This is a genomic window from Photobacterium sp. GB-50 (genome assembly GCF_003026755.1).
Classification (GTDB): domain Bacteria; phylum Pseudomonadota; class Gammaproteobacteria; order Enterobacterales; family Vibrionaceae; genus Photobacterium.
In genome coordinates, this window is sequence record NZ_PYNX01000003.1 from 270962 (window position 1) to 283637 (window position 12676).

General features: G+C 40.2%; 12 protein-coding genes. 8 read left to right on the plus strand and 4 right to left on the minus strand.

The features are described 5' to 3' along the window. Positions 1–32 precede the first annotated feature (32 nt). The 6 genes from fdhD (at position 33) to C9J41_RS06145 (ending at position 6333) form a co-directional block, all read left to right on the plus strand. Positions 33–863, plus strand: coding sequence for a formate dehydrogenase accessory sulfurtransferase FdhD (gene fdhD / locus C9J41_RS06120; protein WP_107292866.1), 831 nt, complete (start codon positions 33–35; stop codon positions 861–863). 94 nt (positions 864–957) lie between these two features. Continuing rightward, on the plus strand, positions 958–1545 hold the full coding sequence (locus C9J41_RS06125) for a HupE/UreJ family protein (protein ID WP_107246235.1): 588 nt from the start codon (positions 958–960) through the stop codon (positions 1543–1545). A gap of 15 nt (positions 1546–1560) precedes the next feature. Beyond that, complete coding sequence (gene hypF, locus C9J41_RS06130) at positions 1561–3951, plus strand: carbamoyltransferase HypF (RefSeq protein WP_107294343.1); 2391 nt, start codon at positions 1561–1563, stop codon at positions 3949–3951. A gap of 18 nt (positions 3952–3969) precedes the next feature. Beyond that, positions 3970–4311, plus strand: coding sequence for a hydrogenase maturation nickel metallochaperone HypA (gene hypA / locus C9J41_RS06135; protein ID WP_045128683.1), 342 nt, complete (start codon positions 3970–3972; stop codon positions 4309–4311). Further along, positions 4311–5390 carry a hydrogenase nickel incorporation protein HypB gene (hypB, locus tag C9J41_RS06140; protein WP_107294344.1) on the plus strand — a complete coding sequence of 360 codons (1080 nt, stop codon included), beginning with the start codon at positions 4311–4313 and terminating at the stop codon, positions 5388–5390. Before hypA ends, hypB begins: the two co-directional genes overlap by 1 nt. 199 nt (positions 5391–5589) lie before the next feature. Next, positions 5590–6333, plus strand: coding sequence for an alpha/beta fold hydrolase (locus C9J41_RS06145; protein WP_107294345.1), 744 nt, complete (start codon positions 5590–5592; stop codon positions 6331–6333). A 52-nt stretch (positions 6334–6385) separates the two neighbouring features. On the opposite strand, the gene C9J41_RS06150 is transcribed toward C9J41_RS06145, so the two are convergent. After that, the gene (locus C9J41_RS06150; RefSeq protein WP_233220391.1) at positions 6386–6868 is read right to left on the minus strand and encodes a hypothetical protein; all 483 of its coding nucleotides are present in this window, start codon (positions 6866–6868) and stop codon (positions 6386–6388) included. A 558-nt stretch (positions 6869–7426) separates the two neighbouring features. On the opposite strand from C9J41_RS06150, the gene C9J41_RS06155 reads away from it, so the two are divergent. Beyond that, on the plus strand, positions 7427–7732 hold the full coding sequence (locus tag C9J41_RS06155; protein ID WP_107294347.1) for a hypothetical protein: 306 nt from the start codon (positions 7427–7429) through the stop codon (positions 7730–7732). 99 nt (positions 7733–7831) lie between these two features. On the opposite strand, the gene brnQ (C9J41_RS06160) is transcribed toward C9J41_RS06155, so the two are convergent. The 3 genes from brnQ (C9J41_RS06160) to yjjG all read right to left on the minus strand — a co-directional run bounded on the left by brnQ (C9J41_RS06160) (position 7832) and on the right by yjjG (position 12088). Next, positions 7832–9166, minus strand: coding sequence for a branched-chain amino acid transport system II carrier protein (brnQ, locus tag C9J41_RS06160; protein ID WP_107261243.1), 1335 nt, complete (start codon positions 9164–9166; stop codon positions 7832–7834). A 559-nt stretch (positions 9167–9725) separates the two neighbouring features. Then, positions 9726–11045 (minus strand): branched-chain amino acid transport system II carrier protein, encoded by a 1320-nt coding sequence (brnQ, locus tag C9J41_RS06165; protein ID WP_107294348.1) that lies wholly within the window; start codon positions 11043–11045, stop codon positions 9726–9728. Positions 11046–11416: 371 nt separating this feature from the next. Then, on the minus strand, positions 11417–12088 hold the full coding sequence (yjjG, locus tag C9J41_RS06170; protein WP_107206715.1) for a pyrimidine 5'-nucleotidase: 672 nt from the start codon (positions 12086–12088) through the stop codon (positions 11417–11419). Positions 12089–12350: 262 nt separating this feature from the next. Here yjjG and C9J41_RS06175 point away from each other — a divergent pair, with 262 nt between their 5' ends. After that, positions 12351–12599: a GlsB/YeaQ/YmgE family stress response membrane protein gene (locus C9J41_RS06175; RefSeq protein ID WP_105062604.1), complete on the plus strand. Its 249-nt coding sequence runs from the start codon at positions 12351–12353 to the stop codon at positions 12597–12599. Positions 12600–12676: the final 77 nt, after the last annotated feature.

The following is a 12676-nucleotide window of genomic DNA, read 5'->3' on the forward strand; positions in this document are numbered from 1 at the left end:
CTACATTTTTATTTAATTATAGGATCACTATTTTGACCACTCTTGAGGTGCAATCAACCGATGCCGTTAGTGATGCTTGTCAGCGTCCGATCATTCGCTATCGCAAAGGAGAAAGCGATTTTAGAGAGATGGATTTCATTATTGAAGAAACGCCTGTTGCTCTTGCGTTTAATGGCGTTGCGTACACCGTGATGATGTGTACTCCTCATGATTTAGAGCCGTTTGCGATAGGCTTTTCATTGTCTGAGGGAATTATCGATCATCACCGTGATATTCACGATATACTGATTACCCATCATGATAATGGGATCAATCTTGATATTACAGTTGCAAATCGTTGTGCTGAGCGTTTAAAGCAGAAACGTCGTTCATTAGCGGGTTTAACGGGCTGTGGTATTTGTGGTGAAGAAAAATTGGAAACCGTATGTCGGATGCTAATGCCATTGCCGATGACAGTTGAGTTTGATTTAAGTCATTTAGAACAAGCGTTACAGCAATTACTTCAACACCAAGCACTTAATCAACTCACAGGTGCAGCACACGCGGCGGCATACATCGATGCCAATGGGCAATTAATCGCAACATTTGAAGATGTTGGTCGCCACATCGCGTTAGATAAATTAATTGGTTATATCCATCAACAGCGTTTATCTGGCGGTGCTGTGTTAGTCACCAGTCGCGCTAGTTTTGAAATGGTACAAAAGGCGGCCTCAGCCGGTGTTGAAGTGTTACTTGCCGTATCTTCTGCAACAAAAATGGCTGTCGATTTAGCGGATCGTTTAAATATGACGTTATTAGGGCATTGTCGCCGTGGTCGAGCCGATGCTTATGCTCACCCAGAACGTATTTTTGGCATGATTTGATCTCGTGCTTTCATCGTACTTTACGCTTAGTTATCGCGTGAAGTGTTTTATAACCCTCCGGATTTCCGGTTACTTTTATTAAGAAGATATTAATATGAAAATGAAACATCTAATGTTGGGCTTGCTAACTACTTCTTTTTCTCCTCTTGCTTTAGCACACCCTGGTCACATTGGTCCTCACGCTTCTGCGTTCATGAGTGGTTTTGTTCACCCATTTACTGGCATGGATCACCTAAGTGTTATGGTGGGTGTGGGTCTATTAGCAGCAATGATGGGGGGTAAAGCGATTTCACGTTTACCTCTTGCTTTCATCTCAATCATGATTGTAGGTGCTGCATTAGGTGTATCAGGTGTTGTGATCCCAGGTGTTGAGCTAGCTATTGCAGTGTCTGTGATTGCAATGGGTGGCATGCTATTAGCGGGTGGTCGTATCTCTGCAAAAGTAGCGACAGGTGCAGTAATGGCATTTGCATTATTCCACGGTATGGCTCACGGTATGGAAATGCCTTTAGGCGCTACGGCTGTTGAGTTCTTTATCGGTTTCGTACTCGCAACGGCAATTCTACACGCGTGTGGTGTGGTATTAGGTAAAGCTATCGCGTCTTCAGCTGCTAATCGCCGTGTTACTAATGTCCTAGGTGTCGTTATGGCGGCATTTGGTGGCATCTTAATGCTGTCTTAATTCAGGGCAGTTAGCGTGACAGACAACATTGCACGACAATATATTCATATTACCGGCATTGTACAGGGGGTCGGTTTCCGCCCCTTTGTCTACCAACTAGCGACACAACATGCGCTAGTTGGTTCGGTGATCAATGATTCAGAAGGGGTGAAAATTGATGTGCAAGGCTCTCTTGATACATTAGCTATTTTCACTTCGCAGTTAATTGACCAAGCGCCTCCTTTAAGTCGCATTGATGATGTGGCAATTCGCACTTTATCGCTATGGTCTGAATTGGAAAAGCCGAATACTTTTGATATAGAGCAAAGTCAGTGCGGTGACAGCACAACGGTATCTATTTCACCAGATCAAGGGCTTTGTGATGCTTGTAAGCGGGATATTTCCAATCCAGATTCTCGATACTTCCAATACCCATTTACCAACTGTACCCATTGCGGTCCACGTTACAGCATTATAAAAGCGCTACCTTATGATCGTGCAGCAACCAGTATGCAGGATTTTTCGTTGTGTTCTGATTGTGCCGAGGCATATCAAAATCCAGTCGATCGTCGTTATCATGCTCAGCCCATTAGTTGTGACTGCTGCGGCCCCTGGGTAACGCTTTATGATGCACAGCAGCGAGTGAAATCGAGCGCAGAATTACCACTTGTTGCAATCAAACAAACAGCGATTGAGCAGCTTGCGCAACAGATTAAAGACGGCGAAATTGTTGCAGTTAAAGGCATCGGTGGTTTTCATTTAGTGTGTGATGCCACTAACGCACAAGCAGTGGCGAGTTTACGTAAGCTTAAGCATCGGCAGTCAAAACCGTTAGCCATCATGGCGGCAAGTGATGACATTGCTCAACAATTCGTTGCAGGCTGTGATGCGGAATGGAGAGCATTAGCAGCGCAAGCGAGACCGATTGTTCTTATGAATAAGCGGTTAGATATTGTGGCTGAAGAAGTGACACGAACAGATGGTGTATTAGCTGAAAATGTTGCTCCGAATGTACCGTATCTTGGAATCATGCTGCCGTATACGCCATTGCATTATTTGTTGTTTGATGAATTACAAGCAATAGGTGCGACAAGTGCACTTGTTATGACCAGTGCGAACTTATCAGGTATGCCTATTGCCACTGAGTTAGCTCAAGTCTGTACTCAATTTTCAGGGAAAATCAGTGGTGTTTTAGATCATAATCGTCCGATTGTGAGTGCGTGCGATGATAGCTTGGTACATTATGCTGGTGGAAAGATCCGTGTGCTACGTATGGCAAGAGGCTATGCGCCTGTGAGTCATTTCGGTACAGGTAGTGAACAAAGTACAGGTAATATCACCGTTGCTTTAGGTGCTGAGCAAAAATCAACCATAGGGTTAGCATTACCTCAGCAATGGCTAATATCCCCTTATATTGGTGATTTAGACGATCTCGATACCGAGTTACGTTATCAAGAAACGGTTAACCATTTAACGACGCTTTATAATGTTAAGCCACAGCAAGTGGTGTGTGATAAACACCCTAACTATCATTCCTCTCAATTTGCTGAAAAATACCAAGCCAAAGCCAATTTAGCCGCGCCACTTTTAAAGGTGCAGCACCATCATGCTCATGTATTAGCTGTGATGGCTGAGCATAATTTAACGGAGCAGGTTTTAGGTTTTACCTTTGATGGGACTGGGTGGGGTGACGATCACAGCGTGTGGGGCGGTGAAGTCTTACTTTCTACGCCACAAAATTATCAACGTGTCGGACATTTACGTCAATTTCGCTTAATTGGAGGCGAAAAAGCGATAAAAGAGCCAGCTCGTTTGTTGTTTGCCCTTTTATTGGAATGTTACTCAGTCGATGCGATTAAAGCGATGCAGTTATCAGCCTTTAAAGCGTGGAGTGATATTTATTTCAATAATTTATACCAATTATGGCTAACAGGTAGTCAATCGCCTTATACCTCATCGATGGGACGTTTAATTGATGCGTGGGCAAGTTTGTTAGGTTTAGTTGATCGCGTTGATTATGAAGGTGAGTGCGGGTTGAAACTCGAACAAGCGGCAATGAAAGATCGATGCCATCAACCTATTTCTTTTGCTGTTGATGCTAATGGCGTGATTGATTGGCAACCACTTTTGGAATATGCATTACCACTGTTAAGTTTAGTTGCCGATGATTATCGCCCAGCATGGCGAAATTGTTTGGCGCACAGTTTTATTAGTGCCATTGCGAACGTCATCGTCACCATAGGACAAACGTATAAGCCATTACCGATTGTTTTAGGCGGTGGGGTATTCCAAAACCGTGTATTAGTTGATGAAGTGTTTGAAAAAGCCAGCGCGCACAGTTTATCCCTTTTTTGTGGTGAATCACTCCCTGCTAATGATGCATCTATTTCAGCAGGTCAGTTGTGGTTTGCCATACATCAAAAATAAGAATGAAGAGATCTCGTCATGCATGAATTATCACTGAGTATGAATACGGTAGATACCGTGGTTGAACAGGCGAAAAAGCAAGGCTTTCATCGTGTAACTCGAGTGACATTATCGATTGGGACATTATCGTGTATAGAGCCCCATGCATTGGCAACAGGATTTGAATTTGCAACACGAGGAACGATTGCAGAAGGCGCGAAGTTAGCCATTGAGTCTGTACAAGCTCAAGTTTGGTGTATGGAGTGTCAGCGCTATATCGAAATGGATGAGCGTGGTGTCTGCTGCCCTCATTGCCAAGGTTATCAGCTTAAAGTTGAAACTGGTGACGAATTAATGATTAAAAATATTGAGGTAGAGTAATGTGTAATGTATGCGGCTGCGGAGATAGCCATGTAGAAGATGTCGATCACCATCATCATGGTTCTCACCACCACGATCATCATGAGCATAGTCATAACAATGATCACCATCACAATAACCATCATCATGATCATGCGCACTCTAATGTTCATAAAGCGAGTAATGAACAGCCTGTTGTGATCCATCATCACTATTATCATCAAGGTGATGTTCACCATCATGTGCATTACACCTTACCCGCAACATCGCACCATGAACACAGCCACCCACACCATCAACATTCTCATCATGAGCATGTATCGCACGGACACCACAACCACACTCATGATAGCCATGACCATCATCAGCCTGAAACCTTAGATAAAGGTGATTTACACTACGGTAAAGGCGAAGCTGAAGTGCATGTCGCTGGGGTTTCTCAACGTCAACTTCTGACCTTAGAGATGGATATTCTAGGTAATAACAATAAACTGGCTGAACATAACCGCGAGCATTTCAAAGCCAATAAACAGCTTGTGCTTAATCTAGTATCAAGCCCTGGCTCTGGTAAAACTACCTTGCTTACTGAAACCCTGATGCAGCTAAAACAGCAGTATCCATGTGCGGTGATTGAAGGGGATCAGCAAACCTCTAACGATGCGGATCGTATTCGTGCTACCCAAGTGCCTGCTATTCAAGTTAATACAGGAAAAGGCTGCCATTTAGACGCACAAATGGTGCACGATGCTTATCATCAATTAGCAATCAATGAGTCAGGCTTTTTATTTATCGAAAACGTCGGTAACTTGGTATGCCCAGCGAGTTTTGATTTAGGTGAAGCTTGCAAAGTCGCGATTTTGTCTGTCACTGAAGGGGAAGATAAGCCGCTTAAATACCCTAATATGTTTGCTGCTGCTGACTTAATGCTGATTAATAAGGTCGACTTATTACCGTATGTTGATATCAACATTGAAGATTGTATTGCTAATGCGCGTAAAGTGAATCCCAACATTCAAGTCATCAAACTTTCAGCTAAAACGGGTGAAGGAATCGATGCGTGGTTAAATTGGTTAACTGAGCAACTTCAACAACAGCAATAGTAATTGCGGTTCAGTAAACATTTAAAACCACAGGTTCATGAAAAGTGCCTGTGGTTTTTTATAAAAGATGCGCACAAAAGTATGTATTAAAATGTAATGCCCCTTATTTACCTTCCTCTCAATTCACATCCTCTGTGTTTAATTTTGCTATAACTAATCGTTTCATCAATAGTTTTACAAGGTAAAGAAATGAGGTGAGATGATGATAAGTACTACAGGTATTGAGTATCGCTATATAAAGCATCACAGTGCTAAAGATTGTGTCGTGATCAATACGGGAGCTAACGTTACCATTGAAGATAACCGATGGTTACAAGACGAGTTAGCAAAGCGTTACAGTGTACTTTTATTTAATCGAGGTGGTTATGGCAGAAGTCCACTCAATACAAAGGTAAGGACACCAGAGGTTGTATCTCAGGAGTTGCATAGTTTACTTATAGAGTTAGATATCAAAAACGCCATTTTGCTTGGTCCATCCTTGGGTGGACTTTACGGTCGATATTTTAACTATAAATACCCTCATTTAGTTAAAGCCTTGGTGGCTGTTGATTCGCCAATTAGTTATCTTTTTGAAAAAATTGAAGCGCGCCTTCCAAAAGATATCAAGCAATTTGTTCAGCAAGAACTTTCTCTTTTAAAGCCAATAAATCCCGTTGTTGACGCTGAGCTGTTGGAGGTAACTAAGTTAGAATTTACGGATTTTTCTTATCATCAAAAGCCTGTACTTAATTTTTATAATACCGATTTAGGCGATGGCGCAGAGTTCGTTAGTCAGTTGATTGTTGATGTAGCTAAGCAAGAAGCAGAAAAAGAAGGGTGTGTTAGGTTGGCATTTTCAGCAACAGGACATGATATTATTTCTAATGATTTGGATTTTTTCTTGGCAACATTTCATCGTTTTATCGATGATATAAATAGTGACTCTAAATCTTCAATAACATAGTGACGTTAAGTATTGGCTTTGATTTAAGCCCTGATAAACAGGGCATTATTAGTTACTTTTTATAAATAGCAGAAATGATGTCTTCAGGTTGCTGATGATTTAATTGTGCTATTTGTACAATGGATTGTTTAGGACTATCAATCGTAAAACCAGCCAATTTTATTTTATCTATTAAGTGATTAATGGGTTGATGAGTAAGCTCTGACATCAACGTAATTGGAGCATTATCGATAGAGTCAAACAAAGCGACAGAGACATTGTTAGACTGTTCGACTTCTTTATCACTTTGGATCATTGCGATACCCAGTAACAAAATAGCCGCCATCATGACAAGGTTATTCTTACGTGATAAGTGCTTGATAATTGAGTTCTTATATAAGAAAGCGTGCCCAAGAACAGCTATGACCATTAAGATGCCAATCCACTCATGCATAAGAATAATGTTCTTCGAATTAATATCTAAAAATAGGAGAGAACCAGAAGTTAGCACGAGTAGTGCACAAACGAGTGTTAGTGGCGTCCAGTATTTTTTCATTTTTTTACTTTCTGTGTTTATTAAAGATAGAGCAAAAAGTAGCATGATGAAGCTTTGCCCATTTTCGTTTGAGCGCCAACATCATCATTTCTTTCGCCATTCTCACCCACTAAGATAATCTACGACATGTGTACTGGTAAGGTGCAAGATTTGTTAGTCAGTTGATTTAATGTCGTTAAGTAAGAAGCATATTTCGTTAGGTTGGCATTTTTCGAAACAGACAGGACATGACATTAGGTTGGATGATTTCGAATTTTTTGGTAACAGCTCATCGCTTTATCGCTGCTGTTATTTCTAATTAATAGGGTATAGCGTCGATAATTAATCTCAGCAATGTTAAATTATCATGTGTATTAGCTAAGTATTATTCTTAAAAAGAGTTAACTTAGTGCTTCATGAGAGTGAGTTTCTTCAAAAGAATGATGATAGAGGTTAATTAACACTACCAATTTGTTTTTTTATCTATACAATTCCGCGCAACTTCGCTAATGGCATTTCGTTGATATTCATTTTTCGCCTGCAATTAGTGACACATTTTGATGCTATGAATAGTCTACGATGAAAACTAAAATCTTACTGCTTGCTCTACTGCTTTCTGGCTGTGATATGACAGCAACTCCTTTTACTCCACCTTCTACCAATGATATCGAGCAGTGCCAAATTTTGGTAACGAATAAAACGCAATACACTGCTGAAACCATTATTGCGAATGATGTTGAAAATCAATCTGAAAGTAACCGAGGCTGGGTATTTGTCGATCACATAAAACCGGCTCAACGTGGTGATATTAACTTTCGTTGTAATTTAGAGAAAAATAAAGTGGAAGTATGGGCACCGGGTGCCGCAATGTGGAATGAATTGTAATACTTTCATTGCTAGCGCTTAAAGTGAAGCCTAGCTTTTTGCTTGTATAGTAAAAACAACAGTAAAAAAACGGCGATACCCCAATATCGCCGTTTTTTATTAATCGTTATTTGCCGTTTTTAATCGGTAGTCAACACGCCCAAATTTTTTCTCTGCACTTGCTGTACGCCCAATCATCGCCGTCGTAATTAACATGAATAAAGACGGTAATAACCAACCTGCATGTGCGTTGTAAAGCGGTAATGTATCGCTGAAAAAGTCACCGAGATCTTTTGGCATCTTACCTAAGATATTAATCGCATCAATAGTACCGAAAAGCGTCGCTGTGATCAGAACCGCACTGTGTGTAAGGCGTGAAACGGTAAATGTTGAAGCCGCCAATGATGCTAATACTAATGCGATGGCAACCGGACAAAGTACAAGGATGGCAGGTAAACTTACTTTCAGAATATCGTTTAAACCAAAGTTTGCGATAACCCCTGTTAGCACAACAATGACTGTTGCTGTGAAACCAAACGAAGCTTTAAACGTATCTTGATAATACTCAGCACATGCATTGGTTAAACCCACCGTGGTGGTTAAACATGCCATTAAGATAATAGCGGCTAATAACCATTGACCATAATGACCAAACTCACCTGCAACGTAACGAGTTAAGATCACGCTACCATTAACACCATGTTCAGCAATCGTTGATGATGTTGCGCCTACGTAGCCCATAATGATGTAACAAGACGCCATTAACGTGGCGTAAATTAATGCGACTTTAATAGAAGTTGATGCAATACCTTGTTGTGTTGTAACACCCTTAGCTTTTATTGCATGAATGATCACCCAGCCGAAACCGACAGCAGCAATGGCGTCCATCGTCATGTAACCTTGGATCAAACCACTTGTAACAGCACCGACTTGGTAATCACCAGATGGAGCAGCAGGTGTACCGAGAGGGCTAAGAAATGCTGCTAAGCCTAATCCACATAGTAAAATAATCAGTGCAGGCGTCATGATCTTACCAATGTAAGTCACAAGGTTTCCTGGTTTAAATGCAAGAAATAGGGTAGCGGCAGAAAAAATGATAGAAAAAGCAACCAAATGGTCATGAGTAAAAAATGGTTGAATACCCATTTCATAAGCAACAGTAACGGCGCGAGGCATACCAAATGCAGGGCCAATAGCGGTAAAAAGTAATACCCAAAAAGTTGTACCTAGCCACTTAGGTAAAGCCTTGGTTAAATTATTGGTATTACCAATTCGACCTAGCACAATAATAGTAAATGCGGGTAAGCCTACGGCAGTAATTAAAAATCCGGCCATTGCGGAGGTCAGAGAAGTCCCGGCATCTAATCCCATTGCTGGTGGAAAGATCAAGTTACCTGCACCAAGAAAGAGGGCAAATGTTGTGAGACCGAGTACGAAGATGTCTTGTGTTTTCAAATGTAGTTCCTGCATTTTTGAAGTTATAGACAACCATCGCGATTAATGCGCAATGCGTTAAACGTCCATGATTGAAATCGTATTCCGCAGGTTTGCTGAAAGAAGATATTTGACTTGATAGTATCCTCCGCCAGCTCGGCTGACGGAAGCTTGCCCGCCAGCCTAGCGAATAATCACTAGGATAATAGCGGTAATAATTCGTGTTGTATGTTTTATATCAACAACAGAAGCCTCGCTCCAATTAGTAAATTGGCTCGATGCTAAGTTTTTTCGTGTTTTATGTTCGCAAAGTGCTGAATACATAACTTAACAACTTCTGTTTTGTGATTGAATTAACGCTTACAACATATAAAGAAAATATAGAGTTGTAAACGATTTTTTTATGGTATGCGTTTTATTGCGACTAAGTAAAAGCAATTAACTAAATAAAATCATATTGATAGTTAAATATGTGAGTTCTAGTGCCAGGTTTTGTATTTTTATGCTTCGATATAATAATTGAAAGCAGTGGTAACGCTGATATTGAAGCTATACCAATGGCATAGCTTCAATTTTAGTGTCAGTAGGTAGCAACTGTATTTCGATTACGTTGAATAATATGGGTCACTTTACTGATACAAATGGTTACTAGAACAGGGAGTAGCCATGACGCATGAGCATTAAACAAAGGTAACCATGCCGTTAGATCTTGATGTATAGCGGAAGGGATCTTACCTAAAATGTTTAGTGCATCAATACTGCCAAATAACGTGGCGATAATGACGATCAGTGTTTGGCTCATCGAGAATTTACGCTTTGCGTTACTCACAGTGTTCGGCATAAAAATAATGGCGATGATGAGTGATACTGCGATAGGGCATAAAATCAAAATAGCAGGTAGGCTGACTTCAATAATCGTTTCTAAGCCAACATTAGAGATAATGGCTGTTAAGCTCATGATCACAACAGCACTGATTTTAAAAGGGATGTTATAAGTATTTTTGTAGTATTCGCTATTAGCATTGGTTAAGCCAATAGTTGTGGTTAAACAAGCCATTAAAGTGATAGTTGCTAATAAAATTTGTCCAAATGTACCAAACTCACCAGCAGCATAGCGTGTTAGAATTTCACCGCCATTGGTTGAGTTGGGAGCAATCGAAGAGGACGTTGCACCTAAATAACCCATAGCTAAATAACACAAAGACATCAGTAATGCGTAGATACCAGCAATACGTAATGTGTAGTAAGAAATCGCTTTATTACAGCTAATACCCGTACTACGAATGGTTTGAATAATCACCCAACCAAATGCGACCGCTGCAATAGCATCTAATGTCATATAACCTTGGATCATACCGTTAACCGTCGGTGCTGCTTTATAAACAGCAATGGCATCTGTCGGAGAGCCTAATGGGTTAATCAAAGCGGCAATCACTAAGACCGCTAGCATCACGATTAATGCAGGCGTCATTACTTTACCAATATAGCTAACTAATTTACCGGGCTTCAGTGCCAAAATTAAGCTTAATAAGCAAAATAGCACTGAAAACAGCATTAACCCGTTACCGTGGTAGAAAGGTTTAACACCCATTTCATACGCCACAGTTACCGCTCGAGGTAGAACAAAGGCTGGCCCCAGAGTCGTTAATACTAAAAACCAGAAAGTACGATCCATCCAATGTGGTAATGAGGCAGTGAGTTTATCTGCAGATGACAGTCGACCTAAAACGATCAGTGTTAAGGCGGGTAAACCAACGGCGGTTAGTAGGAAGCCTACTATGGCGATTAACCAGTTTTCACCGGCTTGTTGTGCCATCATAGGGGGAAAAATAAGGTTTCCTGCCCCTAAAAATAAGGCAAAAGTCATAAATCCAATGGCGGCAAGTTCTCTTCTCTTCAAACGGCGTACCTTCTACATGAATGGTCAGTTTGGCTGGAAGATAAAAAGGAGAGTTAACATATCCGCCAGCAATAGTAACTGACGAATAAGCTTAAACGTCAGCGTTATTTGACGACGACGACAACAGAGACAAGCGCAATAGTATTCATAACAAATACAGTAGAAGATACTGCTAAATTGTTGTGCTTAACTGAATACATAAGTGATGCGCTCGAATGAAATAATTGACCTAAAACTAAAGCTATTTAAGATGATTGTAAAGTGATATTCGGTAATTGTTCGTATTTAATACGGAATGTATAATGTATGTATCGCGAATATAGAATAAAAATTCGCGATACATATCCGTTATTAGATTTAACCTGTTGTTTTTAAGCTAATATTTTTTCAAGTTCAGCCAGTGTTGAAACTTGATAGGTTGGCTTTATAGTATCTGGCAATAATTGATTTTGATGATTAAACCAGCATGTGTCTAAACCTGCATTGATACCGCCTAAGATATCTGATTGCGGGTTATCACCGACCATAAGTACAGAAGTAGGTGCAGGGTTGCCCATTTTTTCAAGACTATAATCAAATATACGGCGATCGGGTTTAGCGACGCCGACCTGCTCTGAAATAACGAGCAGATCAAAATAATCGGCTAGTCCTGTTTTTTCTAAGCGGATTTTTTGCAGTGCAGTAAAGCCATTAGTAATGATGCCTAATTTAACTCGACCATTAAGAGATCGAATCAGTGATGTTGTCCCCGGTAATACTTCGCAAATATCAGCCATTGCTTGCATGTAATCATCATTAAGCTGTTGTTCTGTTGTTTTTAGTTTTTTTGCCCACTCCCGAAAACGTGTTTGCTGAAGTTCACTGGCTGAAATATCGCCATTTTGATATTGCACCCATAGCGGGCGGTTAATTAATTCATATTGTTTGAAGTCAGCGTCACTAAAGGCGATATCATAACGAGAAAACATGAGCTGTAGCCCTTTAAAAGCATCAAAATAGAACAGGGTCTCATCAGCATCAAAAAGAATCCAATCGTATTTCATATGTATTATTGCCTTATAATATCTATCTATAGTCATCGAATAGCGCGCATATTACACTATAGTGAATGAATAAAAAGAGTGATTTTAGGTGAGAGTAATTTAAACGATCTTATGCCCTCAAAGTTAATCTAATCATATTTGGTATATAAGTTTCTTATGATTTTATAAACTTCCTGACAAAGAATTGAACTTCGTTAGTGGATACCTGTCTACACTTACCAATTATAAGTATTTACTATTTTTAAAAGTATAGGGGCTCTTAATGGGTATTTTATCTTGGATTATTCTTGGTTTAATTGCTGGTGCATTGGCAAAGTTTTTAATGCCTGGTAAAGATGGCGGTGGTTGGATTGTAACAATGGCATTGGGTATTGGCGGTGCATTTGTTGGTGGTTTTGTGGGTAAATTTATTGGTTTAGGTCATGCAACAGGTGTAAACATTGGTAGCATTATTACCGCTACCTTGGGTGCATTTATTATTCTGTTTATCTATAACCGTTTTATTCGTTAATCTAATGTAATAATACATTATAAAAGCGAGAAATTACCGCTAATATGACGGGTGATTTCTCGCTTTTTTCATTTTAG

Bases quoted from the DNA above. Each gene is read 5' to 3' on its own strand.
- C9J41_RS06125 (WP_107246235.1), top strand. From the start codon at position 958: ATGAAAATGAAACATCTAATGTTGGGCTTGCTAACTACTTCTTTTTCT.
- hypA (WP_045128683.1), top strand. From the start codon at position 3,970: ATGCATGAATTATCACTGAGTATGAATACGGTAGATACCGTGGTTGAA.
- hypB (WP_107294344.1), top strand. From the start codon at position 4,311: ATGTGTAATGTATGCGGCTGCGGAGATAGCCATGTAGAAGATGTCGAT.
- C9J41_RS06145 (WP_107294345.1), top strand. From the start codon at position 5,590: ATGATGATAAGTACTACAGGTATTGAGTATCGCTATATAAAGCATCAC.
- C9J41_RS06150 (WP_233220391.1), bottom strand. From the start codon at position 6,868: ATGAAAAAATACTGGACGCCACTAACACTCGTTTGTGCACTACTCGTG.
- C9J41_RS06155 (WP_107294347.1), top strand. From the start codon at position 7,427: ATGAAAACTAAAATCTTACTGCTTGCTCTACTGCTTTCTGGCTGTGAT.
- yjjG (WP_107206715.1), bottom strand. From the start codon at position 12,088: ATGAAATACGATTGGATTCTTTTTGATGCTGATGAGACCCTGTTCTAT.
- C9J41_RS06175 (WP_105062604.1), top strand. From the start codon at position 12,351: ATGGGTATTTTATCTTGGATTATTCTTGGTTTAATTGCTGGTGCATTG.